Genomic DNA, 26,028 nt, shown 5'->3' on the forward strand with positions numbered 1-26,028 from the left:
AGGCAGAAATCAAATTAATAGATAGGGGCAGAAGAAATGGATTTAATTCTGAAAAATGCAAATATTCCGCAGGGAGATCGTCAGGTTTTAACGAATATACTAGTAAACGAGGGAAAGATTGTCGGCTACACAAATGACATTTCGTTTCTGAATGCATCTAAGGTCATTGATATTCAAGGGAAATTAGTCGTTCCAGGCTGTATTGATCCACATACTCATTTTATGGATCCCGGGTTTACTCACAGAGAAACATTTGCTACCGGCAGCCGTTCTGCAGCAGCCGGAGGCTTAACGACCATTATCGATATGCCTTGCTGCAGCAAGCCGTCTGTTCGCGATGGGGATAGCTTCAATAAAAAAATCGGACCAATCAGAGATCAGGCTTATATTGATTACTGCTTCTGGGGCGGCATGACTGGTGAAGATGCGCGTGAAGGCTGGATTGATAATATTTACCCTCAGATAGACCAGGGAGTTGTTGCATTTAAAGTTTATATGACTCCTTCTGTGCCTACCTTCCCTAAAGTATCTGACGCAGAAATGCTGGAGATATTCAAAAACGTGGCAAAAACCGGTCTTCCGATTGGTGTTCATGCTGAAAACTATGATATCTGCACATTCAATTCGAAGAAACTTGAAAAAGAAGGCCGCCTTGACGGACCGGCATGGGCTGAAGCGCGTTCAAGCCTCGCTGAGAAAGTGGCCATTGAACTGATTCTCAGCTTCGCGGAAGCTACAGACGCACGTGTACATGTAGTACATATGAGCACAAAGGAAGGCGTCGAGCTGGTTAAGGCTGCTAAGAAGCGTGGTGTCAAGGTTACAGCTGAAACCTGCCCTCACTATCTTGTCCTTAATGCTAAGGATTCCATGTCAGAGCGGGGCTCCTATGCAAAGATTGCTCCTCCGCTGCGTGGAAAAGAGGATAACGAATCCCACTGGCAGGCACTGGCTGATGGAACAATCGACTTTGTCGGAACTGACCATGCCCCATATGAAATTGCCACCGAAAAGGATTATCCAGGTGCAACGATCTGGAACACCTTCCCTGGCATCCCTGGGGTAGAAACGATGGTGCCGATCCTTGTCAGTGAGGGCTTAAATAAAGGCCGCTTATCACTATCCAGATTTGTAGAAGTAACGAGCCGAAATGCCGCCATCCATTATGGCATTTACCCTAAGAAAGGCTCAATGGAAATTGGCAGTGATGCAGATTTCACGGTTATCGATCTTGAAAAAGAATATGTAATTGATGAGCAGAAAACAGAATCAATGGCTAAATACAACCCGCTCCATGGCATGAAACTAAAAGGTAAGCCAGTCCAGACCATTATCCGCGGAAACGTGGTCTTTGAAGAAGACAAAGGGGTTGTCGGAGAAGCGGGATATGGTGAGTATGTTCCGCGCCAAAGCATCCAGAGGCTTGAGAGAACATTTAAGTATGAAAAATATGAAGCGGTAAATGTGAAAACTAAAGATCCTGTAGCACAGCAATAACTATTTATATCGAGGGAGGCAGAACGGAGTGGAACTTAGGGGAAAAAAACACTGTGTAGTCATTATTGATATGTTAAACGACTTTATCGGCGAAAAAGCAGCATTAAGGTGTGAAAATGGAGAAAAAATTGTTCCTAAAATTCAAGAACTTATTGAATTTGCTCATGATCACAATATACAGGTTGTTCATGTTCAGGAGGCTCATAGAAAGAATGACCGTGATTTCCGTGTAAGACCTGTCCATGCCATAAAGGGAACCTGGGGTTCGGAATTCATTCCAGAACTTCAGCCGGATGAGAGCAAAGGAGATTATGTGGTCCAAAAGAGGCGGCATAGTGCATTCAGCTATACCGATTTTGATCTCTTCCTCAGAGAAGAAGAAATTGATACGGTCGTCCTTACTGGAGTCTGGACCAATGTATGTGTACGCAGCACCGCCTCTGATGCCTTGTATCATGGCTATAATGTGATTTGCGTATCAGATGCCACTGCTTCACAGGATGATGATATGCACGTATCAGGCCTAAGGGACATTGACATTTTCGGAGATATATTATCTACAGAAGAATACAAAGAACTGGCAAAAACGAAATTCTCCCAAGACGAATCCGTTGTCTAACTCTTCATCAGTTCCAAGGAAAAAACGAATTTTAGTGGGCATAACCGGAGCAAGCGGATCATTGTATGCATATACACTGATCCGCGCTCTTCATCAATTAGAGATCGAAACGCATTTAATTGCTACGGAGATGGGAGAAAAAGTAATGCAATTTGAATGCGGGGTCAAGATGGACGAGCTGAAGGAGTATGCCGCTATCCACAGCAACCGGAATCTTTTCGCTGCAGTTGCCAGCGGTTCCTTTAAAACAGATGGAATGGTGATTGTGCCATGTTCGATGAATACATTGGGTGCGATTGCGAACGGGGTCGGCGATACACTTCTAAACAGGGCTGCCAGTGTGGTTTTAAAAGAGAATAGAAAATTTATTATTGTTCCGAGAGAAGCTCCTTTTAATTTGATTCATCTGCGCAATATGACTCTTCTTGCTGAGAGCGGTGCCTGCATTATGCCTGCATCACCAGGCTTTTACCATAAGCCGACCGAAATTTGGGAGTTGGCCAACTTTATGGTGGCGAGGATATTGGACATGCTGGATATTGACCATGAGCTCTTGGAGAGATGGGGGGAAAAGGCATGAACCCTGTAACAATGAGGGGTTTGCTTGATAGATGGGAAAGCAGGGGGCTTCTTCATCGGGTGAAAAAAGAAGTGGACCCTCTCTATGAACTGGGAGCAGTGATTAATACGAAAAATGGAACACAGCCTTTTTTATTTGATAGAATCAAAGGCTATCAATCTTCCATGGCTGCCGGTTTGGGAGGAGACAGAGATCTGACGGCAGACAGCATGGGAATCACCTCATCTGAACTTATTCCTAAAATCATCGAATCCATTGTTAATCCTATTCCAACAACTTTAAGGCAAACTGGTCCTGTTCAGGAGAATCTTGTGACCGGAGAATTCGATCTGGCAGATTTGTTTCCTATCCCAACCTATCATGCAGATGACTCAGGTGCTTATTATGTAGCAGGAATTCTGGTAGTTAAAGACTTGTCCGGCAAAAAGAGGTATACGTCGATTCGCAGGATGCAATACCTTGGCGGTAATCGAACAAATATTCTTATAACCTCTCCGGAACTGATGGAGCAATATGCCCATTATGAAAGCATCGGCGAACCGATGGAAGTGGCTGTTATGTTTGGTGTTGTTCCAGCTGTTGTCCTAAGTTCACAGATCAGTACGCATTTGTACCATACCGACAAATTGGATGTAGCAGGTGCATTGCTTGGCCAGTCTCTTGATGTTGTTCAGTGCAAAACAGTGGATTTGGAAGTACTGGCTGAAGCGGAAATCGTTCTGGAAGGCAAAATGCTGCCATTTGAAAGAGAACTGGAAGGGCCGTTTGGCGAACTGGCCGGTTATTATGGCACCAGAACGCCACAGCCGATAGTAGAATTTTCAGCCGTTACTTACCGGAATAACGCTATCTCACAGACTATTTTTCCATCAAGCTATGAAGAAAGGCTGCCAATGGCGCTTGTCAGGGAAGCCACCCTTTTTAGCACCGTCAGGCAGGTTGTTCCAAATATCAAAGCTGTACATATTCCGATGGGCGGTGTCGCCCGCTATCATGCAGTCATACAAATTGAAAAGAAACATGATGGTGACGGAAAACAGGCGGCACTTGCAGCTTTTGCAAGTGATAAGGATTTAAAGCATGTGGTTGTTGTGAATGATGACGTCGATATCTTTGATTCGGATGATGTTGAGTGGGCTATAGCGACAAGAGTGCAGGCGGGGGATGATATTTTCATCGTACAGGGTGCGAAGGGATCACCGCTCGAGTCTTCCCATCATTTAAAAGGAGTCAGTGATAAGATGGGCATCGATGCAACCTATCCGCTTGGAAAAGAAGAGTTATTTAAAAGAACTTCAATCCCCATTGAAGTGAATCTTGAAGACTATCTTTAAGCTTTTGCAGTAGAGGAGGTCAAAAATGAAGGCAATTGGCTTAATAGAAACAAGAGGCTTGACAGCAGCTATTGCAGCGCTGGACTCAATGGCAAAAGCAGCAAATGTCAGCTTAGTTGATTTAAAGAGAGTCGGATCCGGACTTATCACCGTCATTATTGAAGGGGATGTGGCGGCGGTCACAGCTGCTGTTGAGGTTGGGAAGACTGCTCATACTGTGGCTGGAGGAGAACTGGTTTCGGCTAATGTGATACCCCGCCCTCATTCAGAACTTCGCAAAATTCTATAAGAAGATGTTCCATAAGTGGAGGTGCATAATGTGTGTCTGACTTTATTAAAAGTGTTGTAGAAGAAGTGATGAAGCCCTACAGCAAGCAAAAGATGAATCCTATTAAGGGAGCTGCCAATTTTTCCCCGCCCCGCCGCAAGCCGGGATTGGAGTCGGGTATACCGGGCATCAGCCGGCCAAATTATCAGAAAGAAAAAATGAATAAAAGAATAGCTGTTAAGCATGCAGACCCGCCCCAGGCTGCTAATCCACAACCAAACCTTAGAAGGCAGACAGTTTCACTTTCTTCACCTACGCCTTCTGCTAAAGAAAAAATTGCACAGCTTCAGACCTTGTCCCTGGTTCAAGGGAAACAGAGGGCTTCTGGCAGGGCTGAATCCGCTGAAACAAAACCCGGCCGAAATGTTAGAGAAAGCCAGCTTATCGGACAAACTCCGGAGGGTGTTAAAGTCTGGCTGTTCTCAGATCTTCACCCCACTTTGGAGGGCTCCTTTCAGCGGGAATTAAAAACAGCCTCAATCGGGGTAGTTACTTCAGAGAAATGTACGCCCGGACAGCTATTTTTACTGAATGACCTTTTAAGAGAGTTTCCTTCTTTAAGATATTGCCTGTCTTGGGACAAAAACAGCGGGCAATCCTTTTCGCTGGAGCTTTATGAAGAGGATGATGGATTACTGTTAAACGCTTTAAAGAGCTTCTTTAAAAAACTTTCCCAAAAAAAATTTAAAACGATTACAGCGCATAAAGAAAAGTCCCCCAGTCCATGGCTTACAAAACAATTGGGACTAAACTCGTCAATTGGCGGTGTCGCTGTCATTGAAGGAATCGACTATTATTCCAGCATTTTGCTCCTTGACCGGCACATGAAAAAAAATACGGAAGAACAAATCAAATTTTTGATAGAGAAAAACTATTTGCTTCTTCACGGACAGTTTGATGAGGTATCCCGGATCACGGATCTGCTTTGTAAGGAGTTCGACAGGATTAAATAAGGCTTGGTCAGCAGCACAGTCGCAGATCAGCTCATTAATTCCTGAAAATTTAGCCGGTCTGATAATTTCATAGGAGGAGGATTCTTCAGTTGCAAGCATTGGGTTTGATTGAAACCGTTGGTTATTCAACAGCAGTTTCTGCAGCAGATGCAGCCGTAAAAGCAGCAGATGTAGAAATTGTAGGAATTGAAAAAGTAATAGGAGTGGATGGCTACCTTGGCGTCACAATCCATTTCAACGGTGATGTGGCGGCTGTAAAGTCTGCAGTCGATGCCGGTGTGAGTTCAGCAGAGAGAATAGGAAAAGTAATTTCTGCTCATGTCATCCCGCGTGCACACAGTGAAGTGGCAGGGAAGCTGCTTCCGAATTTCAAACTGAAAGACATGCATTCGGAAGCAGGTGCTGAAAAAGAGGTTAAATCCGTTGAAAAGACACATGAAAAAAAGCAAGCAAAAAAACAAAATGAACCTGACGATAATGATAAACCATCAGTTTAATAATCTTAAGGAGGAAACACACAATGGGTGAAGCATTGGGATTAATCGAGACGAAAGGCCTTGTCGGCGCAGTAGAGGCAGCGGATGCAATGGTTAAAGCAGCAAATGTGGAGATCTGCGGATATGAAAAGGTGGGATTCGGTCTTGTAACAGTTATGGTCAGAGGAGATGTGGGAGCGGTTAAAGCTGCGACCGATGCTGGAGCCGAAGCTGCCAGCAGAGTAGGAGAACTGATCTCGGTACATGTCATTCCGAGACCGCACAGCGAAGTTGAAAGAGCTCTTTTATCAAAAAATATCGGTGAATAAACATGAGGAGCAAAAAGCAGAGTGTTATGGCGAAAAACACTCTGCAGGCGCTTTATATGCGAAATGAAAACTGCAGAGACAGAAAACCTCATGTCCTGGCTCTATTAACCTCTCATTTGATAGGAATGGATCCGGGATTTTCTTACTTAAAAAAGCTAACAGTGGAAGATATTACACTTAGAATGGCTGCAGAAGAAGAAATGCTGACCCAATTTCCGCTTGAGGAGTTAGTTTCTCTGACCGGGAATGACGATTGGATCTCTGCTTCCATGATCAATGATCAGCTTCTTGATCATTTTGATGAAATTCTTTTGCCAATTCTATCTTTTTCTTTAATAGCAGATCTATTGAATCTTAACGAACAAAGGCCATTGGTGCAGATCATCCTAATGGGTTTATTAAAAGGGAAACGGGTCACGGCTTTGAAGGCTGGAGGTGATCCTTTCAGCCAGTATTGGAAATTGAAAGGATTGGATAAAGGTCCGGACCTATTAAAAAGAAAGCTCAATCAGCAGATGGCAGAGCTGAAGCTGCTTGGCATCAGATTAATAGATTTAAATGATAGGGCAGAATTTGCTGTTCATCAAATGAAGAAAACGGTTATATCCGAGGAGACAGTCCGGTTTGCCTATTTGAACAATCATGATCAGCTGACTGTTCCAAAAGGGGCTATCATAACCCCCCTGGCAAAAGATACAGCAAAGGAACTTAAGATCGAAATTATTTACATTAAGGGGTAGGTCTTTATGCAAATGGGAATCGTGGTTGGCCGTGTAACTGCCACTAGAAAAGATGATAATCTGGTGGGTACAAAATTATTAATTACCCAGCCTGTAGGATTGGACGGCTCAATGTTACCAAACCCCATTATAACCGTTGATACTGTTGGTGCCGGCATTGGCGAGAAAGTCATCTATGTGACTGGTAGCATGGCATCAAGAGCTGTTCAGAATAAAGATGCACCTATCGATGCTGCCATAATCGGAATTATTGACAGTGTAGAAGGAATGGAAACAGGGGGTTAATAAATGGATGCAAAAAATATCAAAAAGGCAGTGCAGTACCGCAAGCTTATTGATGTGTTGCTTGATTCCAGCCAGTATGCTGATGTAGTTCTGAAAGGGGGATACTTCATTAATGTGATCACCCGTGAGATCTATGTAGCAGACGTTGCGATGAAAGGCGAATACATTTTAATGGCAGGAGACGCAAAAGACTTAATTGGACCCAAAACGGCAGTGGAAAACATTCAGGGTAAATTCGTTTGTCCAGGGTTCATTGATTCTCATATGCATTTTGAGAGCGCGATGCTGACTTGTACGGAATTCTCTAAGCTATCCATTCCGACAGGAACCACCACGCTGATAGGAGATCCGCATGAAATAGGGAACGTCCTGGGTGTTCACGGGATGCAGGCAATGATTGAAGAAGCTAAGACACTTCCAAACCGGGTATTATTCACGGTGCCTTGTGCTGTTCCTGATGCTCCAGGTCTTGAAACATCCGGTTTTGATGTGACATCAAAGGATATGAAAGAGCTCCTGGCAGACCCATATGTACAGGGCATTGGGGAAATCCAAAGTTTCAGCAATATCGGTCCGGTATATGAGCATGCCCCGGAATTAATAGACGACCTTGTTGCCGCAGTTTCATATGCAAACAGCATTGGGAAAACGGTCGAAGGGAACGCGCCGGGATTGTTTGGCAAAGAGCTTGCCGCACATATAATCAGCGGAGGCAACCATGTGTCATGCCACGAAACTACGACGAAAGAAGAAACAGTCGAAAAGCTTCGCAATGGCGTAAGTGTGTTCATGCGTGAAGGCTCTTCCCAGCGAAATATGGCAGATTGCATCAGGGCCATTACAGAGGATGGGCTGGATTCCCGCCGTGCAATCCTTGTATCGGACGATATGGTGCCTGCTGATCTGTTAAATTACGGACATATGAATGATATCGTCCGCCGAACCATTGCAGTTGGGATTGATCCAGTGGAAGCCATCCAAATGGCGACCATTAATCCTGCCACCCACTTTGGCTTTAAGGATGTGGGGGTAATTGCACCAGGCAAAAGAGCAGATGTCGTCGTGATCAGCGATCTGAACAATATGACAATTGATCAGGTATACCTGGCAGGGAAAAAAGCAGCTGAAAAAGGCGAATTAACTATAGATATTGCTCCTTACATATATCCGGAAAGTGTGAAAAAGTCAGTGAAGCGGAAGCCTGTAACAGTGAAGGAACTCGCCATTGAAGCTCGAGGAAGCCGTGCAAAAGTAAGGGCAATTGAAGCGATACCTTTCCAGAACTTAACTGGCGGCAGCGAATATATGCTGAATGTCAAAGACGGCATTGTGCAGCCGTGCTTAAAGCAGGATGTGCTGCCGCTGCTGGTAGTTGAACGCCACGGCAGAACAGGAAAAATCGGCAAGACGTTTCTTCATGGCTTTGATCTGAAAAGCGGAGCTATAGCAGAAAGCGTTGCTCATGATACACATAATATTATTGTAACAGGAACTAACTACGTAGATATGGCCATGGCGGTTAACCGTGTCATTGCCATGGATGGCGGAATAGCCATGATAAAGGATAGCAAAGTAGTAGGTGATCTTCCTCTCCGGATTGGCGGTTTAATGACAGATGAATTAACTGGAAAAGAAATGAGTGAAAAGGTCGACGAATTATCGCATCTTGCGAAAGAAGTTCTTGGCTGCGGTATGGAAGTTCCCTTTATGCATTTATCATTCTGGTCATTGGTAACAAGCCCGAAATGGAAAATTACAGATATGGGGCTTATTGATGTAGATAAGTTTGAGGTTATCCCGACCATTATTAATTGATCATCTAAGCGGCGGTCTCTGCCGCTTTTGATATAAACAGCAGGTTAAGGAGGAATACCATGGGAGTAAAGCTTGTCGATTTAACGCAGGAAATATATCAGGGGATGCCTGTTTTTCCCCTTCATCAGAAAACAATGATCTTCCCGAATATCTCCCACGAAGAAAGTGAAAAGCAAATTGGTTTCATGTTTGCAACTAATAATCTATTAATCAATGAACATGGTCCAACTCATAGTGATGCAACTTATGAATATGATCCAAACGGCCAATACATCGATGAAATGCCGCTAGAGTATTTTTACGGGCCGGCAGTTTGCCTTGATGTATCCCACATCCAGCCCCATCAATATATTACAGACCGTGATCTCGAGGATGCACTGAGGAACTCACAGCAGTTTATTGAAAAAGGTGATATCGTCCTCCTCTATACCGGCCACTACAATCGGTCTTATGGTACTGATAAATGGCTCACAACGTATACTGGCCTGGATTATCAGGCTGCAAAATGGCTGGCTGATAAAGGTGCAGTTAATATAGGCATTGATGCCCCGGCTATTGACCATCCGGATGATCCAAAGTACTCCGGACATCTCATTTGCCGTGAATACGGAATAACCAATACGGAAAATCTCTGCAATCTCGACCAGGTCGCAGGCATGCGATTTCTATATTTCGGACTCCCTCTCAGAATTCGGAAAGGAACGGGATCTCCGATTCGTGCGGTTGCAGTTTTCATTGAATAACAACAAAGGCTGGTGTTCTAAATGAAAGAGGATTTTAACAAAGGCAAGATCCGGGACGAAATTATTATTCCGCCGTATGAAGGAAGAAGCGCCCTGATTCACAAAGGAGAAGAGCTGATTATTATAGATATGGAAGGAAAACAGGTTGGGGACTTTGTCTGCTTTAACTATGAAGATCCCGGAGAACATGTTTCACCTGTCCATATGCGGGCTTCACTAAGCAGCATACGGCTTAAAACGGGAGACTGGCTATACAGCAACCGCCGCCGTCCATTAATGCAAGTGCTGGAAGATACTGTTGGAAAACATGATTTCTTCTTTCCGGCATGTGATTATTACCGCTACAAAGTTGATTTCGACAAGGAGGACCACCCTAATTGCCACGATAATATTGCGGATGCACTGAAAAAGTATAATATTCATCCTTCAGTTATTCCGGATCCTATTAATATCTTTATGAATAATGTCCTTGATGATGCGGGGGATTATGTCATTGCAGAACCCCTTTCCAAGCCTGGTGATTACATAAGGCTGAAAGCACTGTGTGATGTTGTCATTGCCTGTACAACGTGTTCCCAGGACATGGCTCCTGTTAATGGATATAAAGTGACTCCTATTAAAATGCAAATTATGGAGGCGGATTCATGAATGATATTCAGTTTCTTCAGCATCTGCTCCAAATTGACAGCTCCAATCCGCCCGGAAACGAACATTTAGTGACCGAAGCTTTTATTAATAGATGCAAAGAAAAAGGTCTGCCTTTTCAGGTGACCATGCTTGATGAGACCCGAAGCAATTTTGAAGTTACGCTTCCCGGAAAAAGCGGTAAACAGCTATTCTTATGCGGCCATATGGACACGGTTTCACCTGGGACAGGAGAATGGGTACACTCCCCTTTTTCCGGGGAAATCGCAAATGGACGGATATATGGCAGAGGCGCTTCTGATATGAAAAGCGGGCTTGCAGCAATGTTCCTGGCTTTGGAGGAGCTGTATCTCACCAATACTGTTCCGACTGCTGGCGTTACCTTTTTGGCAACTGCCGGGGAAGAAGTCGACAGCTGTGGTGCCAGGGCATTTTTAAAAGAAAATGATGGCCGAAAAATAGATGCACTTGTCATTGCCGAACCGACAAATGAAAAAATTGTGATTGGCCATAAGGGAGCTCTTTGGCTTGAGATTACGGCCTATGGAAAAACCTCACACGGTTCGATGCCGGAACAGGGAATCAATGCAGTAGATCATATGCTGAAAATAATCCGGGTATTGGATGAAATGAAAATTGAATGGAAGACAGAAAAGAAGCCCCTCGGAGAAAGCAGCCTGGCTGTTACCATGATTGAAGGCGGAGTGCAGACCAATGTCATTCCAGATAAATGCAGCATCAGAGCAGATATTCGAACAGTTCCCCCTCAATCCCATTCCCATTTTATAAACAAGCTAAAATCCAAACTGGATGTTCTATTGGATCAGGGTGAAATTTTTAAATACAGTGTTGAAACCCTTCTTGATCGTCCATCTATTTTAACTGATCCAGCCCGGGACATTATTCAAATTGCGCAGATGGTAAAGGGCGAATCGGAAGCGGACCATTACGGGGTGTCCTACTATACAGATGGTGCCGTACTTAATCCAAGGAGTGAAATTCCTACCTTGATTTATGGCCCGGGTGATGAAAAGCTGGCGCATCAGCCAAATGAGTGGGTTAGTCTGGCGGCATATCAGCGCTCCATTCAGTTTTACAGACAGCTTATTATGTCATATGGAAAGCTTGTGCCTTCAGAAGTCACTCCAATGCAAGGGGGAGGAAGAAATTGAGCAGTATTCTTATAAAAAACGCTGAAATTATAACAATGAATGCAGCTGAAGAAATCATTTTCGGAGATTTATATATTGTAGATGACCGCATTGCCCAAATAGGACAGAACTTAACACATCAAGCGGATAAAGTAATCGATGCCAGCGGAAAGACAGTCATTCCTGGATTTATTCAGACACATATCCATTTGTGCCAGACATTATTCCGCGGGCAGGCTGATGATTTGGAGCTTCTTGATTGGCTGAAGCAGAAGATCTGGCCGCTGGAGGCATCACATGATGAAGAGTCCATCTATTATTCTGCCATGCTCGGAATTGGCGAATTGCTCCAGAGCGGAACTACAACTGTAGTGGACATGGAAACCGTGAATCATACCGAATATGCCTTTCAAGCCATTGCTGAAAGCGGCATACGGGCACTTGCCGGAAAGGTCATGATGGATAAAGGGGATGAGGTCCCTGTTCCGTTAAGAGAAAATACCTCCAAATCCATCCAGCAAAGCGTGGATCTCCTTGAAAGATGGCACAATCGTGATAACGGTCGTATACAATATGCATTCTGTCCCCGATTTGTCGTTTCCTGCACAGAGGAATTGCTTACAAATGTCAGGGATCTCTCTGCACAATATAACGTGAGGGTCCATACTCATGCATCGGAAAACGCCAATGAAATTCTCCTTGTTGAAAGAGAACTGGGCATGCGGAATGTCGTCTATCTGGACAGCATAGGGCTTGCCAATGAAAGGCTGATACTGGCCCATTGTGTTTGGCTTAATGAAGAAGAAAAAAGAATCATCAAAGAGCGGGGCGTAAAGGTCAGCCATTGTCCGGGATCCAATCTGAAGCTGGCATCTGGTGTGGCAGAGATTCCTTCCTTATTGGATCAGCAGGCATTTGTCAGCCTTGGTGCTGATGGGGCTCCGTGCAATAACAATCTGGATATGTTCAATGAAATGAGATTGGCTGCCATCATTCAGAAGCCTGTGCACGGCCCAACAGCAATGAACGCGAGAACCGTCTTCAGAATGGCGACGATCGGCGGTGCTAAAGCAGTTGGAATGGAACAGGAAATCGGAAGTCTGGAGCCCGGAAAGAAAGCAGATCTTGCTATCCTTAATCTGAATGATTTTCATGTCTATCCGTCTTTTGATATCGATACCATCTCGAGGATTGTCTATTCAGCCACTCGTGCAGACGTAGAATCCACCATTGTTAACGGGAAAATGGTGATGGAAAAACGGAAGCTGAATACAGTTGATAAAGAAATAGTTTTAAAAGAAGCGAACACCAGCATAAAGAGGCTCCTCAAAAGATTAGAGACAGCAGTTTATTAATCTTCTAATTCGGCTGACAGCGAAATCAGCCGTTTTTTTATGGTAAAATATAGTTAAAGGATGTGATGTTTTGAAAGCTGAAATTTTAGAACATTCAAATCTAATGCAGGCAGCTGAGTTTATTGCCGAAATGAACGCCTTGCCAGAGTGTCATATAGGGTATTTGGGGACAAGCCAAAACGATATATTTCAAAGTCTGGAAGAAATGAATCATGATCCCGAATCAGCTGCGTTTATTGTCCGGGAGGGTAATGCACTTGCTGGTTATCTGGGTATAGATTCCGATCTTAATAAAGGGACAGCGGAGTTATGGGGACCTTTTGTACAGAAAAATGAATTTATGAGATTATTATGGGAAAAAGCACTCCATTATTTTGAAGGAAATCTGCATACATACTATTTATTTGCTGACACATACAACCATACTGCAGCCGGATTTGCCTCCAAAAACGGATTCAGGCTGCAATCGGCTCAAACCTACATGGAACTGAAAGAACATTCATGCAATGGTTTAAGAAAGGTCAGTTTATTGCCCTTTCACCGCCATGGAGAATTTATTCATTTGCATGATACTGTGTTTCCTCATACATATTATTCAGGAAAAGAGATTATCGAAAAAATCAATGCTGATCACAAAGTCTATACATCTGATGATGCGGATGGATTAAATGGCTATTTATATGCAGAATACAATCGTGAAGAAAAAGAAGGAAGCATTGAATTCATTGGTGTGGATCCCTGTAAGCGCAAGAAGGGGATTGGAAAGAGTTTACTGGAAATGGCGGTCCATGATCTTTTTGTAAATAGCGGAGCCAAAAGCATTAAGCTTTGTGTAGGGACAACAAATGAGAAAGCGCTGTCTATTTATAAAAAAGCAGGGTTTAAAGTTGAGAGATCATTGAATTTTTATAAGCTTGATATTCGGGAATAAGAGCAATAAGTTAGTGTGCTTTTGTGTTTTTAGGTAAAATATATTTAACCAGATAAAATTGGAGGGAACATAATGGCTATTGAAAACCCAAGCAGGGACGAAATCGGTATCCTTTTAAAAAAGGCAAAACGGATAGCTGTTGTAGGATTAAGCGGAAATCCTGATCGTACATCCTATATGGTATCAGAAGCGATGCAAAAAGCTGGATTTGAAATCATACCGGTTAATCCGTCTGTTGATGAAGTACTTGGTGTAAAGGCAGTGCCGAGTCTTAAAGACATCGAGGGTCATGTAGATATTGTTAATGTATTCAGGCGATCTGAGTTTCTTCCGGAAATCGCGAGGGAATTTGCTGAAATAGATGCTGACATCTTCTGGGCTCAGCTCGGAGTGGCAAACCAGGAAGCATATGATTTTCTGAAAGAAAAAGGGTACACTGTCATAATGGACCGCTGCATTAAAGTTGAACATGCTCTGACAAAGTAAACTAAAACATGAGGTCTCTATAAGATCTCATGTTTTTTAATTTTTTTCAGAAAGCCTGTAAATAAAGGGTTTGTGTAACGGAAATAATCAGGATAAATCTTTTAAATCTCAAGAACTTATTTGCCAAAACCAAATAAATAGATAAAATAAAGCATAGACCATCCTAATTTATATGGTAAAATATAAATATGGAACACCTGTTCGAACAATGATTTTTACAAAGAAAATTGGCTGTATAGCCGAATTCTTATAGGGGTGTTCCATTGCCGTGATTTCGGCGGCAAGTGTTTTTGCAGGAAATGAAAGGGGTATGTTCGTGGCAAGAAATCAGGAAGCTTTTGACTACAATGATGATGCCATACAGGTACTCGAAGGGCTTGAAGCAGTTAGGAAACGCCCTGGGATGTACATTGGAAGCACGGATGCAAGAGGTTTGCACCATCTTGTATATGAGATTGTCGATAATGCTGTCGATGAAGCACTGGCAGGTTACGGGAATCATATCATTGTCAGAATACATAAAGATAATTCTATTAGTGTACAAGATAAAGGACGCGGTATGCCTACAGGAATGCATAGAATGGGCAAGCCGACTCCGGAAGTCATATTAACTGTCCTTCATGCCGGGGGAAAGTTTGGCCAGGGAGGCTATAAGACGAGCGGCGGGCTTCATGGTGTTGGTGCATCTGTTGTCAACGCCCTTTCCGAATGGCTTGTGGTTAAAATTAAACGTGACGGCTTTGTATATGAACAGCGTTTCGAGCTGGGCGGCAAGCCGGTGACCACATTGGAAAAGATCGGCAAGACAAATCAATCAGGGACTACCATTCACTTTAAGCCGGATCCGTCGATTTTCTCGACAACCACATATAATTACGAAACGCTTTGTGAGCGTCTTCGTGAATCTGCTTTCCTTCTAAAAGGAATGAAAATAGAAATCATAGATGAGCGTAATGATTTTCATGACGTTTTTCACTACGAAAACGGCATAGAAGCATTTGTAGAATATTTAAATGAAGAAAAGGATGTTCTGCACCCTGTCGTAAGCTTTGAAGGCGAAAGCAATGCAATTGAAGTGGATTTTGCTTTTCAATTCAATGATGGCTACTCGGAAAATGTTCTTTCATTCGTCAACAACGTCCGCACAAAGGACGGCGGAACGCATGAGGCAGGGAGCAAAACTGCGATGACGAGAGCTTTTAATGAATATGCCCGCAAAGTGAATCTTCTGAAGGAAAAGGATAAAAACCTGGATGGAGCGGATCTGCGTGAAGGATTCACTGCGATCATCTCTGTTCGTGTTCCAGAGGAGCTTTTGCAGTTTGAGGGACAGACGAAAGGCAAGCTGGGGACCAGTGAAGCACGTTCTGCTGTTGATTCAGTTGTTTCCGAGCATTTATCTTATTTCCTTGAAGAAAACCCTGAGACAAGCTCTCTTTTAATTAAAAAGGCGGTAAAAGCTTTCCAGGCAAGAGAAGCGGCCCGCAAAGCACGTGAGGAAGCAAGAAGCGGGAAAAAGCGGAAAAAATCAGAAGCAATGCTTTCCGGAAAACTGACTCCGGCCCAATCCCGGAACCCTCAAAGAAATGAATTGTATCTGGTTGAGGGTGATTCTGCCGGAGGGTCTGCCAAACAGGGCCGTGACAGGCGTTTTCAGGCTGTGCTTCCGCTTAGAGGTAAAGTAATCAATACAGAAAAAGCAAAGCTTGCGGATATCTTTAAAAATGAAGAAATCAATACCATTATCCATGCTGTTGGGGCGGGTGTTGGCGCGGATTTTAATCTGGATGATGTCAACTATGATAAGGTAATCATCATGACAGATGCCGACACTGATGGAGCGCATATCCAGGTGCTTTTGCTCACGTTCTTTTACAGGTATATGAAACCGCTGCTTGAAGCGGGGAAGGTATTCATTGCGCTGCCTCCTTTATATAAAGTCAGCAGAGGGTCAGGCAAAAAAGAAGTGATCGAGTATGCTTGGAGTGATGATGACCTTCAGGATACCATTAAAAAAGTGGGTAAAGGCTATATGCTCCAGCGCTACAAAGGGCTCGGGGAAATGAACGCCGACCAGCTGTGGGAGACAACTATGGATCCGGAGTCGCGCACATTGATCCGCGTTAAAATTGATGATGCAGCCAGAGCTGAACGCCGTGTAACCACCTTGATGGGTGATAAGGTTGAACCCCGCCGCAAATGGATCGAATCGAATGTGGCATTCGGCCTTGAAGAAGATGGAAGCATACTTGAAAATGAAAATATTTCAGTACTAGAGGAGGAGGGTGTTGACTCATGAGTTCTGCTGAAAAATTCCGTGACCTTCCTCTTGAAGATGTATTAGGCGACCGCTTTGGGCGTTATAGTAAATATATTATTCAGGATCGTGCTCTTCCAGATGCACGTGATGGGCTAAAGCCCGTTCAAAGACGGATACTTTATGCCATGCACGTAGAAGGAAACACACATGAAAAGGGCTTTAGAAAGTCCGCAAAAACAGTCGGGAATGTAATCGGCAATTATCATCCGCATGGCGATACTTCAGTTTATGACGCGATGGTGCGGATGAGCCAGAATTGGAAGGTCCGTAACCTTCTTGTGGAAATGCACGGCAATAATGGGAGCATCGATGGAGATCCCCCGGCAGCCATGCGTTATACAGAAGCCCGTTTATCTCCCCTTTCTTCCGAATTGCTGAGAGATATTGAGAAAAGAACCGTTGAATTCATTCCGAACTTTGATGACACGTCCAGTGAGCCAACCGTTTTGCCGGCAGTTTATCCGAATTTGCTTGTCAATGGCTCAACAGGCATCTCTGCGGGGTATGCAACTGATATTCCGCCCCATCACCTAAATGAGATTATTGATGGTGTTATTTTACGGATGGATAAGCCTGATTGTTCGATAGATGATCTGATGGAGCATATCAAAGGTCCGGATTTCCCTACAGGAGGCATAATCCAGGGAGTCGATGGAATAAAAAAGGCTTATGAAACAGGAAGAGGCAAAATCATTGTCCGCGGAAAGGCTGAATTTGAGGATTTGCGCGGAGGGAAAAAACAGATTGTCATCACTGAGATTCCATATGAAGTGAATAAAGCAAATCTGGTCAAGAAGATTGATGAGTTCCGCCTTGACCGGAAAGTGGAAGGTATTGCTGAAGTCCGTGATGAAACAGACCGGACCGGCCTTCGCATTGTAATCGAGTTAAAAAAGGATGCAGACCCTGAAGGAGTGCTTCACTACCTGTACAAAAACAGTGACCTGCAGATTCCCTATAACTTCAATATGGTCGCCATTCACAATCGCCATCCGAAATTAATGGGGTTACGAGAGCTGCTGGATGCTTATATAGGCCATCGTAAAGAAGTCGTTACACGCAGATCCCAGTATGAGCTGCAAAAAGCCGAGGCGCGCCAGCATATCGTTGAGGGACTCATGAAAGCTCTTTCTATCCTGGATGAAGTGATTGCAGCGATCCGTGCTTCCAAAGATAAACGGGATGCGAAAGATAATCTGATTGCAAAGTTTGAGTTCACTGAACCTCAGGCAGAAGCAATCGTTTCCCTGCAGCTATACCGCTTAACCAATACAGATATTACCGCATTAAGAGCAGAGGCTGAGGAGCTTGCTAAGCTAATCGGCGAGCTTAAAGCTATTCTCGAAAGCGAGAAAAAATTGCTCTCGGTTATTAAAAAAGAGTTAAGGGATGTTAAAAAGCGCTTTGCGGATGAACGCCGTACCAGAATTGAAGCGGAAATCGAGGAGATTAAGATTAATCTTGAAGTTCTGGTAGCGAGTGAAGATGTTATTGTAACGGTAACGAAGGAAGGCTATGTCAAGCGTACCAGCCAGAGATCGTTTGCCGCCTCTAACGGACAGGATTTCGGCATGAAGGATTCAGACAGAATTATTGCCCAGCTTGATATGAATACAACCGATGTTCTCCTTGTATTTACGAATAAAGGCAACTATCTGTACTGCCCGGTTCATCAGCTTCCTGATATCCGCTGGAAGGACCTCGGTCAGCATATTGCCAATATCATTTCGATTGACCGGAATGAATCGATTGTCCGGGCCATTCCTGTAAAGGATTTTGAGACGGAAGAATATCTTCTGTTCATGACGAAGAACGGCATGGTAAAGAAAACCGAACTGAAATCATATAAGGCGCAGCGATATTCTAAACCGCTGGTTGCTGTCAACGTTAAGGGCGATGATGAAGTTCTTGACGTTTATTTAACTGATGGCACGAAGGAAATTTTCCTTGCGACCCACCAGGGATACGGCCTCTGGTTCCATGAGGAAGAGGTCAGCATTGTAGGGGCAAGGGCTGCCGGTGTAAAAGGCATCAATCTCAAAGACGGCGACTTTGTCACAGGCGCTCAGCTTATAGAGGACCAGAAAGAGCAGGCTGTTGTGATTGTTACACAGCGGGGCTCCATTAAAAAAATGAAGCTGACTGAATTTGAACGGACCTCACGTGCCAAGAGAGGCGTAGTGATGCTTCGTGAATTGAAATCAAACCCTCATCGTATTGTCGGGTGTGTAATTGTCCGCAGTAAAGATAGTTTATACATTGAAACAGAAAAAGGCCATATAGAAGCAGTTAATGCTTCGGCAATCCGCTTTAATGACCGCTATTCAAATGGATCGTTCATCATTGATGATTCCGAAAGCGGCAAAGCAAAATGCATTTGGAAGGCTGAGGCAGAAAATGCCGTCAATGCAACTGAATAGAATTAAGAGCCCCTGTGAAAACAGGGGTTTATTCGTCTGCTGAAACGATAAATTTCGGTGTATAGATCATTTATTTATATAAAACTGAATCCAAAATAGTTTGAATAATGTTATTCTTATGAAAGTTTAATTGTATAAAAAGTTTATACTAGTTTAAATGAAAGCGATTAAAAATATTTAATTACCTTGTTAAAAAATCCATTATAATTCGCATGAAATCAAGGTTTATATTGAATTTCCACTCCTGCGAATGAATATTCGACTTGTCTATTAAAAATTCTTTTGATAGATTATAAGGAGTGTGTTGTTTTTGCAAGATAATAAAAATATTTAGGGGGAATAGCATGGCTTTACTGGAAACAATAGTAGGCTTTCTAAATGATCTTTTATGGACGTACATTTTGATTGCCGCATTAATTATTCTTGGTTTATATTTTAGTTTTAAGAGCAGGTTTGTCCAATTAAGATATTTTGGTGAAATGTTCAGAATATTGGGCGATAAAGCAATGGTATCTGCTGAAGGCAAAAGAGGGATATCATCTTTTCAGGCCTTTACTATTAGTGCAGCTTCCCGTGTTGGTACTGGTAATATTGCCGGTGTAGCTACTGCGATTGCTGCAGGTGGAGCGGGTGCTGTCTTCTGGATGTGGCTTATCGCATTTATCGGGGGAGCTTCAAGCTTTATTGAAAGTACTCTTGCCCAGATTTACAAAGTCAAAGATAAGGATGGTTTCCGCGGAGGTCCCGCCTACTATATGGAAAAGGGCCTTAACAAACGCTGGATGGGGATCATTTTTGCAATCATTATTACATTCTGTTTCGGATTAGTTTTTAACTCTGTCCAATCGAACACCATCTCTTTAGCGTTTAATGAAGCGTTTGGCACAAGCCGTTTAACAATTGGAATTGTGTTAGCGGTATTAACCGCGGCTATCATTTTCGGCGGCGTTAAACGGATTGCGTATGTCTCTCAAGTCGTTGTGCCGATCATGGCGGTTATCTACTTAGCTGTCGCTATCGTCATTGTCATCATGAACATTACTGAAATTCCTAATCTGATTATCAGCATTGTCAAAGGTGCTTTTGGTATTGATCAGGCTGCCGGCGGAGCAATGGGTGCAGCAGTGATGATGGGTATAAAAAGGGGTCTTTTCTCAAATGAAGCAGGTATGGGTAGTGTACCAAATGCAGCGGCAACAGCAGCAGTTTCCCATCCTGTAAAACAGGGATTAATACAGACACTTGGTGTTTTTGTGGATACCATTTTAATCTGTTCTGCTACTGCGTTTATTATCCTGCTATCAGGTGATTATGCAAATTCTGATCTTACTGGCATAGAATTGACACAGGCAGCCCTTAGCACACATGTTGGATCATGGGCACCAATTTTTATTGCAGTTGCTATTTTCCTATTTGCCTTTACTTCGGTTATTGGAAATTATTATTATGGAGAAACCAATATTGAATTTATTAAAGAGAGCCGCACTGCGCTGTTTGCTTATCGCATAGCTGTTATCGGAATGGTTATCTTCGGTTCTGTAGTTGATTTAGCTATCGTTTGGAGCCTTGCTGATTTATTCATGGGCTTAATGGCGATCATTAACTTTATAGCGATTATTTTGCTTGCAAAAGTTGCCTATGCCGCTTTGAATGATTATAAGGCACAGAGGAAAGAAGGAAAAGACCCTGTGTTTTATGCTGATTCTATCCCAGGTCTAAAAGGAATTGAATCCTGGGAAACAAAAGAAAGTGCTTTAAAAAAAGAAGCTAAATAATGTATTTATTACAGCCTCTTATCCTTAGGATAGGAGGTTTTTTTGATTTTACATGTTATTTCCAAAATTGGGCAAGATAATAAAAAAATAGGGAGGATACGTAAATGAAGAAGGAATTGCTTTTTGCGTTTGCGGCTTTCTTTTTTATGTCTTTATCCGCTATAACCGGTGTATATGCTGGTGAACAAGAACAAAAGACTGTAACGCTGTCAAAAGATAAAGTGGATGTCACCGGTGATAATAAGGCGGACACTGTCTATATTAAAGGTGTCTATTATGAGGAAGGCGCTTCATTTTTAAAGGAGATTTCACTTGAAGTAAAGGCGTCAGACGGCAATACGTATAAAGCGGAGCTTGAGGGGGGATATGAACCTCAAATACAGTTTGAAGATTTAAACCGTGATTCAATCAAGGATATGTATATTAGTATTCCAACTGGCGGAAGCGGAGGTCTGTCGAATTTTTATTTATATACTTTGAAGGACTTTAAGCTGGTTGACCTCTCCGTTCCAGATCCTTTAGTAATCAATAGTCAATTTGAAAATGGCTACAAAGCGAATATCAGCATCCAGGATACAAAACAATCGTATACGTTCGATTTAAGGGACCGGAGTGAAGAATATGAACGGCTCGGTCTGTATGTAAACGGCAAGCTTAGCGAGCCAACTGAGCTTATGGTAAATCCTTATAGCACTTTGAAGATCATCCCTGTTGAAGGGAAAGAGGGATTAATGGGTGTTCAAAGAATAAGCGGGGCCTATAATGCAGATACCATTGCCTTTGTAGAGTCATTTTGGCTGTATGAAGATGGGAAGTGGAATTTAAAAGACACCAAAGTCATGAAAATGAATTCCCGTAAGCGTTAGTGACTGGGCATTTGTCACGTTTCTTTAATGCTCCCATATACTGGGCATAAGGAAATTTGTATAGGGGGCCTTCATGTGAGCAAATTTAATCCATCTAAGCTGTCGGTAAAATATTTGCCTCCTGCGACGGAATTCAGACCCGTAGACAGCAGGAAATATACACTTACACACTCAGATGCAACTGGAGAGTTATTTTTGGCAATAGGCGGATGCTATGATTTTAGTGCAATTAACACTAAATTCCGTGATGAAGTTTTTGCTGAATGGATACCTCAAATGGGGCAGTATGTTCTGAGCGGGAGGGTGTATATCAGCAGCGGGGAATTTGATCAGCAATACTCGAAAATAAGGTTTCTCATTTTCCAGAAAGAATTGGATCTGGCGCTGACAGCCATGGTCTATGGTGACCGGTCATTTTACTCCAACTATCCATGGCTGCTTGATTCGCCAATCTTTATATACTTTGAATCTGTATATCCGGAATTCAGCAAGCTGATTTATTATGGGACACCAAGAAAGTATTTAACTGCCGCACTGATGCCAGTGTGATACGCATAACTCGAACATGCGTTTGCGCTGTGATAAAAACGCATTTTATTAACGTAAAAGACGCTGTACCAAATCTTATAAACACTGGAGCGATTGAAATGAAGAAGGAACCAGATAATACATTTGAATTAAGTTATGAATCTGATGGAAAAATGGGCGAAAAAGATAAAAACAATAAAAAAGAGAATAAAGATCAGACAGAAATGTTCTTTAATAGTACACAGGATAGTGAATAAAAGAACTGACGAAGGTTGCACGTAAATATATTATGTAAACTAATTAATATAAATAGAAATTATAAAAGGGGCTTATTAATCATCAGAATGTCCCTTAAATAAGGACTAAACTAATACAGCTGGAGCATCGAACATAAAACCAGGAGTTTAGTGAAAATGAATTTTGGCTGTAAATAATTTCAGCTGAAATTCATTTTAAAATTCTATAAATGTAAATTAAACAATTAGAATAAATTTGATGAAAATTTCAGTACTGTCTCACTATCTTAAGTATACTTTGATAATGAGACAGCGTTTTTATTTCATTTCATTACTTCCTATAATATATATTATGTTCGGGGCGTTGAAATATAATTTAAGAATAAAGCAGCATCTGCTACTCTACCCTGTTCTTATAGCTGCTGTTTTTTATTTTCTCCAGATTGATAAAACGTACACTGTATTCAATAACATCATTTATAAAAAGTCCATGGTTGTTAGCGAAATCTTTAACTTGTTCCAATAAAACTTTATCGTAGGTTGTTTTGTATTGTACTCGATCCTTTGGCCGAGTTTTTTTATCATATGTAATAAAATCATGATTCAAGACTTCTTGAAGTCCACTTTCAAGCAGATAGTTAATATGAGTGTCATGTTCTGCTGATAGAGGTTCTAATTGATTAAGTACAGCCTTACTTATATTTGTACGGAATTTTACTCTGGATTCATCAGTTTTTTGAATTAACTTGCCGTTTACTAATTCCCACATTATTAAGCCCGCCTCCTATACAATGGTTAATTAATTATTTAAGGTCGAATGTATCAGCATATTTGTCTTCTTTTGTGATTCCAAGTGCTCAACAGCATCATTATATAGAATATTTGCAAGCAAAGGAAGATAGGTTTTTCCTTTTACCCATACTCGATATATGAGGTTTCCTGTGCTGCTCACTTCAATGGTTATTTCGCTTCTTAATTTCCAATTTTGAAAAACAGTTAGTAAGCCTTTGGCAAATGTTTGGCTTGCTGTTGTAATGTTCATTACATACCCTTTTTTCTGCACCCATCCATCTCCATCTATTACGCCTCTTATAAAAGAAGGCATATATTCTTCTGGAACTTCGGGAAATGGAACGATCAATGATTTATTTGCTGTAATACCTATCGTTAACAAATCATTTTTTATTCTTTTTGAATTAATGACTAATGTCGGAGTTGCTTTATTTTTTCCTCCAGGTGCCAGGATATAGTCTGCTTCCATATACTTTGCGGCTAATCTTAATATATCTTCATTTTTCTGAGTTAGAGTTATTGTGTTTATAGTTTTATTTATACACCCGTCTGTAATTATTAACCCTAAGACCCATGCCATTTCATTAGACCATGTCTTAAAGAAATCCTCATTAACCATATTCTTTCTGGGTTGTCCAGATGAACGGCTCCGATTCATAACTATTTTATGTTTATATAGTACATTGCGAATGGCTCTGTCGCTTAAACCTATAATTTTTGTCATTTCCTTAAAACTCATTCCGCTTTTATACATATTTATTATCTGTTTATCATCTATATCAGAATTAAGCATTCTATTCCCTCCTTTTTATTACATTATAGCAAACATACGTTCCCTTTTGTTAATAAATAAAAAACGCCCACAAACATGTGGGCATTTTCATCTATTGCTTCTTCTTCTCAAAACCAAGCTCATCTGCCATTTCAGTGAGTGCTGACAGGTTTTGGTTCTTAAAAGCATTGTTCATATTTGAGTTGTTCATGATTTGCTGCATGGGATGCATATTGGCGTTGTGGTTTCGGCTTCGTGTAAAAGCTACTGCCGCTGTGCTCAGCACTATGCTGATGAGCGATCCCCATAACCAGCCCCAGTTGCTCTTTCTTTTTACGCCAAACATATTCATCATTGGCCTGCGCATATTCCCCATATTATTGAAAAGCGCTGAAATCCAGTTATTCAACTGCAAGCACTCCCTTATTATAAAACGAATTTGGATGAGATTTTAACTCTTCCGGTTCTTAATTTTCACTTGTGGAAATGCAAATATGCTGGCAATTTTTTTTGATGATCTTTAACTGCAGTTAAGCAAATACTTCTTGAATACCCAGCAAAAATCAGCCGATGAATCACATATAAAAATTGAAAAAAGCCAAAATACACGTGTAATTTACTTAAACAGAAAGCAGGTATGACAATGACAGTTGGAACTCAAGTAAAACAAGCGATTGTAGGCCTAAAAAGCGCGCAGGCCAGCTTTGAAACCTTTGCCCTTGCAACCGACAATCAAAATGCTAAGCAGCTGTACCAAAGCGCTGCTGAGCAGACACAATCCATCATTGATAGCCTTGAACCAAGGCTTCAGGAGATTCAGAAAGAAGAACCTCAATATAATCAATAAATCAAATGGCTGGCTTTTGCCAGCCGCAGTTTTATATAAAAACTCTTATGAATGGTGTGATTTTCTCGATGACCATTGCTTCTGATGTCAGTCAATGTCTTGCAGCAATACGTTCTATTGAAGCACAATTATCCAGCCTTGCATTAACTTCAATGGACGAAGAAGCTAAACGTCTTTTTCACGAATCTATGCTGGAGATGAGCACAATAAAAAATGATTTGGAAAACAGAAAAAAGATTATTGAGTTAGAGGAGCCCCAATATAAACCAAATTAATCAAATATGGAGATGAAATTATGCCAGAGTGGCTGCTGATTGGTGCCCGTTCTATATTGTTCGTAGGTGTTCTATTCGTTATTACTAAACTGATTGGGAAAAAACAAATTTCTGAGCTTTCATTTTTTGAATATGTATCAGGCATCACCATCGGGAGTATAGCCGGTGAGATTATTATGGGATTAGATAACCACTGGGCCAGCGGAATAGTATCCATTATGATCTTTGGTCTTGTAACATTATTTGCTGATATGCTCGCTCTGAAAAGCAAAAGCTTCCGTGATTTTTTTGAAGGAAAAGGAACAATATTTATTAAAGATGGGAAAATATTAGAAGACAACTTAAAAAAAGAACGATACTCCATAGATGACTTATCCTCCCTGCTCCGACAAAAAAATGTCTTTAAGGCAGCCGATGTGGAGTTTGCAGTTCTGGAGCCTCGTGGCGACCTTAGCATCATGCTGAAGAAGGAAAACCAGCCGCTCACTCCAAAAGATCTTCAACTGAACCTGCCTCAGGAAAAAGAACCGCAAACGGTTATTATGGATGGTAATATTCTAAACGATCCATTGGCCGGGTCAGGAAAAAACCAAAAGTGGCTGAAAGCTGAGATCGAGAAATTAGGCCTCGCTCAGGAAAATATTTTTTTGGGACAAATTGATTCTTTTGGTGATTTAACTGTGGATGTATATGATGATTCAATTAAGGTTCCTGCACCCGAACAGCGTCCTCTGCTTCTGGCCATGATTAAGAAGTGTGCAGCGGACCTGGAGATATTTTCATTGCAGACTGATTCAAAAAGTGCACAGAAAATGTATGAAAGAAATACTGAAAAGCTGAATCAAATTATTCAGAAACTGGCTCCGTACCTAAAGTAATCTATCGCCTTCCCTCCTTCGTTCTTCCATCCATCAAAAAACAAACACCAGA

29 protein-coding genes are annotated in these 26,028 nt (G+C 42.0%); 26 read left to right on the top strand and 3 right to left on the bottom strand.

What is annotated here, in order from left to right; genetic code table 11:
* The first annotated feature begins 36 nt into the window (after positions 1–36).
* The 23 genes from CHI10_RS02380 to CHI10_RS22175 all read left to right on the top strand — a co-directional run bounded on the left by CHI10_RS02380 (position 37) and on the right by CHI10_RS22175 (position 22,433).
* Positions 37–1,497, top strand: a complete 1,461-nt coding sequence (locus CHI10_RS02380; protein ID WP_095242677.1) for a dihydroorotase — start codon at positions 37–39, stop codon at positions 1,495–1,497.
* A gap of 28 nt (positions 1,498–1,525) precedes the next feature.
* On the top strand, positions 1,526–2,116 hold the full coding sequence (locus tag CHI10_RS02385; protein WP_095242678.1) for a cysteine hydrolase family protein: 591 nt from the start codon (positions 1,526–1,528) through the stop codon (positions 2,114–2,116).
* The gene (locus tag CHI10_RS02390) at positions 2,109–2,696 is read left to right on the top strand and encodes a UbiX family flavin prenyltransferase (RefSeq protein ID WP_483294945.1); all 588 of its coding nucleotides are present in this window, start codon (positions 2,109–2,111) and stop codon (positions 2,694–2,696) included. The genes CHI10_RS02385 and CHI10_RS02390 overlap by 8 nt, the downstream gene beginning before the upstream one ends.
* Positions 2,693–4,030: a UbiD family decarboxylase gene (locus tag CHI10_RS02395; protein WP_095242680.1), complete on the top strand. Its 1,338-nt coding sequence runs from the start codon at positions 2,693–2,695 to the stop codon at positions 4,028–4,030. The genes CHI10_RS02390 and CHI10_RS02395 overlap by 4 nt, the downstream gene beginning before the upstream one ends.
* A 25-nt stretch (positions 4,031–4,055) precedes the next feature.
* Positions 4,056–4,319, top strand: a complete 264-nt coding sequence (locus CHI10_RS02400) for a BMC domain-containing protein (RefSeq protein WP_095242681.1) — start codon at positions 4,056–4,058, stop codon at positions 4,317–4,319.
* Positions 4,320–4,351: 32 nt separating this feature from the next.
* The gene (locus CHI10_RS02405; protein WP_095242682.1) at positions 4,352–5,311 is read left to right on the top strand and encodes a hypothetical protein; all 960 of its coding nucleotides are present in this window, start codon (positions 4,352–4,354) and stop codon (positions 5,309–5,311) included.
* A gap of 89 nt (positions 5,312–5,400) precedes the next feature.
* Entirely contained in the window at positions 5,401–5,808 is a 408-nt protein-coding gene (locus CHI10_RS02410; protein ID WP_353615958.1) for a BMC domain-containing protein, read from the top strand.
* Positions 5,809–5,831: 23 nt separating this feature from the next.
* Complete coding sequence (locus CHI10_RS02415) at positions 5,832–6,116, top strand: BMC domain-containing protein (RefSeq protein ID WP_009334686.1); 285 nt, start codon at positions 5,832–5,834, stop codon at positions 6,114–6,116.
* Between the two features lie 26 nt (positions 6,117–6,142).
* Positions 6,143–6,856, top strand: coding sequence for a hypothetical protein (locus tag CHI10_RS02420; RefSeq protein ID WP_286136873.1), 714 nt, complete (start codon positions 6,143–6,145; stop codon positions 6,854–6,856).
* 6 nt (positions 6,857–6,862) lie between these two features.
* Positions 6,863–7,141: a EutN/CcmL family microcompartment protein gene (locus tag CHI10_RS02425; protein ID WP_095242684.1), complete on the top strand. Its 279-nt coding sequence runs from the start codon at positions 6,863–6,865 to the stop codon at positions 7,139–7,141.
* Between the two features lie 3 nt (positions 7,142–7,144).
* Positions 7,145–8,956 carry an adenine deaminase gene (locus CHI10_RS02430; RefSeq protein ID WP_095242685.1) on the top strand — a complete coding sequence of 604 codons (1,812 nt, stop codon included), beginning with the start codon at positions 7,145–7,147 and terminating at the stop codon, positions 8,954–8,956.
* Positions 8,957–9,015: 59 nt separating this feature from the next.
* A complete protein-coding gene (locus tag CHI10_RS02435; protein ID WP_095242686.1) occupies positions 9,016–9,699 on the top strand; it encodes a cyclase family protein in 684 nt (227 codons plus the stop codon).
* A 21-nt stretch (positions 9,700–9,720) separates the two neighbouring features.
* On the top strand, positions 9,721–10,347 hold the full coding sequence (locus CHI10_RS02440; RefSeq protein ID WP_095242687.1) for a DUF1989 domain-containing protein: 627 nt from the start codon (positions 9,721–9,723) through the stop codon (positions 10,345–10,347).
* The gene (locus CHI10_RS02445) at positions 10,344–11,516 is read left to right on the top strand and encodes a M20 family metallopeptidase (protein WP_095242688.1); all 1,173 of its coding nucleotides are present in this window, start codon (positions 10,344–10,346) and stop codon (positions 11,514–11,516) included. Before CHI10_RS02440 ends, CHI10_RS02445 begins: the two co-directional genes overlap by 4 nt.
* The gene (locus CHI10_RS02450) at positions 11,513–12,850 is read left to right on the top strand and encodes a 5'-deoxyadenosine deaminase (protein ID WP_095242689.1); all 1,338 of its coding nucleotides are present in this window, start codon (positions 11,513–11,515) and stop codon (positions 12,848–12,850) included. The genes CHI10_RS02445 and CHI10_RS02450 overlap by 4 nt, the downstream gene beginning before the upstream one ends.
* Positions 12,851–12,920: 70 nt before the next feature.
* The gene (locus CHI10_RS02455; protein ID WP_095242690.1) at positions 12,921–13,781 is read left to right on the top strand and encodes a GNAT family N-acetyltransferase; all 861 of its coding nucleotides are present in this window, start codon (positions 12,921–12,923) and stop codon (positions 13,779–13,781) included.
* Positions 13,782–13,853: 72 nt separating this feature from the next.
* Positions 13,854–14,267: a CoA-binding protein gene (locus CHI10_RS02460; protein ID WP_095242691.1), complete on the top strand. Its 414-nt coding sequence runs from the start codon at positions 13,854–13,856 to the stop codon at positions 14,265–14,267.
* A gap of 316 nt (positions 14,268–14,583) precedes the next feature.
* On the top strand, positions 14,584–16,566 hold the full coding sequence (gene parE / locus CHI10_RS02465) for a DNA topoisomerase IV subunit B (protein WP_095242712.1): 1,983 nt from the start codon (positions 14,584–14,586) through the stop codon (positions 16,564–16,566).
* A complete protein-coding gene (gene parC, locus CHI10_RS02470; protein ID WP_095242692.1) occupies positions 16,563–19,007 on the top strand; it encodes a DNA topoisomerase IV subunit A in 2,445 nt (814 codons plus the stop codon). Before parE ends, parC begins: the two co-directional genes overlap by 4 nt.
* Before the next feature lie 344 nt (positions 19,008–19,351).
* Positions 19,352–20,782 (top strand): alanine/glycine:cation symporter family protein, encoded by a 1,431-nt coding sequence (locus tag CHI10_RS02475; protein WP_095242693.1) that lies wholly within the window; start codon positions 19,352–19,354, stop codon positions 20,780–20,782.
* 104 nt (positions 20,783–20,886) lie between these two features.
* Complete coding sequence (locus CHI10_RS02480) at positions 20,887–21,648, top strand: hypothetical protein (protein WP_095242694.1); 762 nt, start codon at positions 20,887–20,889, stop codon at positions 21,646–21,648.
* 75 nt (positions 21,649–21,723) lie between these two features.
* Positions 21,724–22,197 (top strand): staygreen family protein, encoded by a 474-nt coding sequence (locus tag CHI10_RS02485; protein ID WP_095242695.1) that lies wholly within the window; start codon positions 21,724–21,726, stop codon positions 22,195–22,197.
* A 98-nt stretch (positions 22,198–22,295) separates the two neighbouring features.
* Positions 22,296–22,433, top strand: coding sequence for a hypothetical protein (locus CHI10_RS22175; protein ID WP_179288931.1), 138 nt, complete (start codon positions 22,296–22,298; stop codon positions 22,431–22,433).
* A 376-nt stretch (positions 22,434–22,809) separates the two neighbouring features.
* Here CHI10_RS22175 and CHI10_RS02490 read toward each other — a convergent pair whose 3' ends face one another.
* The 3 genes from CHI10_RS02490 to CHI10_RS02500 form a co-directional block, all read right to left on the bottom strand.
* Complete coding sequence (locus tag CHI10_RS02490) at positions 22,810–23,181, bottom strand: rRNA methyltransferase (RefSeq protein ID WP_095242696.1); 372 nt, start codon at positions 23,179–23,181, stop codon at positions 22,810–22,812.
* A 30-nt stretch (positions 23,182–23,211) separates the two neighbouring features.
* Entirely contained in the window at positions 23,212–23,997 is a 786-nt protein-coding gene (locus CHI10_RS02495; protein ID WP_095242697.1) for an LAGLIDADG family homing endonuclease, read from the bottom strand.
* A 91-nt stretch (positions 23,998–24,088) separates the two neighbouring features.
* Complete coding sequence (locus CHI10_RS02500; protein ID WP_095242698.1) at positions 24,089–24,385, bottom strand: hypothetical protein; 297 nt, start codon at positions 24,383–24,385, stop codon at positions 24,089–24,091.
* 234 nt (positions 24,386–24,619) lie between these two features.
* Here CHI10_RS02500 and CHI10_RS02505 point away from each other — a divergent pair, with 234 nt between their 5' ends.
* The 3 genes from CHI10_RS02505 to CHI10_RS02515 all read left to right on the top strand — a co-directional run bounded on the left by CHI10_RS02505 (position 24,620) and on the right by CHI10_RS02515 (position 25,976).
* A complete protein-coding gene (locus tag CHI10_RS02505; protein WP_095242699.1) occupies positions 24,620–24,823 on the top strand; it encodes a DUF1657 domain-containing protein in 204 nt (67 codons plus the stop codon).
* A gap of 68 nt (positions 24,824–24,891) precedes the next feature.
* A complete protein-coding gene (locus CHI10_RS02510; RefSeq protein ID WP_095242713.1) occupies positions 24,892–25,098 on the top strand; it encodes a DUF1657 domain-containing protein in 207 nt (68 codons plus the stop codon).
* Between the two features lie 20 nt (positions 25,099–25,118).
* Positions 25,119–25,976: a DUF421 domain-containing protein gene (locus tag CHI10_RS02515; RefSeq protein WP_095242700.1), complete on the top strand. Its 858-nt coding sequence runs from the start codon at positions 25,119–25,121 to the stop codon at positions 25,974–25,976.
* Positions 25,977–26,028: the final 52 nt, after the last annotated feature.

It is taken from the genome of Bacillus sp. 7894-2 (assembly GCF_002272225.1).
GTDB lineage: Bacteria > Bacillota > Bacilli > Bacillales > Cytobacillaceae > Cytobacillus.

Excerpts from the sequence above, each read along its gene's own strand:
- CHI10_RS02380 (WP_095242677.1), top strand. The coding sequence starts at position 37 with ATGGATTTAATTCTGAAAAATGCAAATATTCCGCAGGGAGATCGTCAG.
- CHI10_RS02395 (WP_095242680.1), top strand. The coding sequence starts at position 2,693 with ATGAACCCTGTAACAATGAGGGGTTTGCTTGATAGATGGGAAAGCAGG.
- CHI10_RS02400 (WP_095242681.1), top strand. The coding sequence starts at position 4,056 with ATGAAGGCAATTGGCTTAATAGAAACAAGAGGCTTGACAGCAGCTATT.
- CHI10_RS02415 (WP_009334686.1), top strand. The coding sequence starts at position 5,832 with ATGGGTGAAGCATTGGGATTAATCGAGACGAAAGGCCTTGTCGGCGCA.
- CHI10_RS02420 (WP_286136873.1), top strand. The coding sequence starts at position 6,143 with ATGGCGAAAAACACTCTGCAGGCGCTTTATATGCGAAATGAAAACTGC.
- CHI10_RS02425 (WP_095242684.1), top strand. The coding sequence starts at position 6,863 with ATGCAAATGGGAATCGTGGTTGGCCGTGTAACTGCCACTAGAAAAGAT.
- CHI10_RS02430 (WP_095242685.1), top strand. The coding sequence starts at position 7,145 with ATGGATGCAAAAAATATCAAAAAGGCAGTGCAGTACCGCAAGCTTATT.
- CHI10_RS02435 (WP_095242686.1), top strand. The coding sequence starts at position 9,016 with ATGGGAGTAAAGCTTGTCGATTTAACGCAGGAAATATATCAGGGGATG.
- CHI10_RS02440 (WP_095242687.1), top strand. The coding sequence starts at position 9,721 with ATGAAAGAGGATTTTAACAAAGGCAAGATCCGGGACGAAATTATTATT.
- CHI10_RS02445 (WP_095242688.1), top strand. The coding sequence starts at position 10,344 with ATGAATGATATTCAGTTTCTTCAGCATCTGCTCCAAATTGACAGCTCC.
- CHI10_RS02460 (WP_095242691.1), top strand. The coding sequence starts at position 13,854 with ATGGCTATTGAAAACCCAAGCAGGGACGAAATCGGTATCCTTTTAAAA.
- parC (WP_095242692.1), top strand. The coding sequence starts at position 16,563 with ATGAGTTCTGCTGAAAAATTCCGTGACCTTCCTCTTGAAGATGTATTA.
- CHI10_RS02475 (WP_095242693.1), top strand. The coding sequence starts at position 19,352 with ATGGCTTTACTGGAAACAATAGTAGGCTTTCTAAATGATCTTTTATGG.
- CHI10_RS02480 (WP_095242694.1), top strand. The coding sequence starts at position 20,887 with ATGAAGAAGGAATTGCTTTTTGCGTTTGCGGCTTTCTTTTTTATGTCT.
- CHI10_RS22175 (WP_179288931.1), top strand. The coding sequence starts at position 22,296 with ATGAAGAAGGAACCAGATAATACATTTGAATTAAGTTATGAATCTGAT.
- CHI10_RS02490 (WP_095242696.1), bottom strand. The coding sequence starts at position 23,181 with ATGTGGGAATTAGTAAACGGCAAGTTAATTCAAAAAACTGATGAATCC.
- CHI10_RS02495 (WP_095242697.1), bottom strand. The coding sequence starts at position 23,997 with ATGCTTAATTCTGATATAGATGATAAACAGATAATAAATATGTATAAA.
- CHI10_RS02505 (WP_095242699.1), top strand. The coding sequence starts at position 24,620 with ATGACAGTTGGAACTCAAGTAAAACAAGCGATTGTAGGCCTAAAAAGC.
- CHI10_RS02510 (WP_095242713.1), top strand. The coding sequence starts at position 24,892 with ATGACCATTGCTTCTGATGTCAGTCAATGTCTTGCAGCAATACGTTCT.
- CHI10_RS02515 (WP_095242700.1), top strand. The coding sequence starts at position 25,119 with ATGCCAGAGTGGCTGCTGATTGGTGCCCGTTCTATATTGTTCGTAGGT.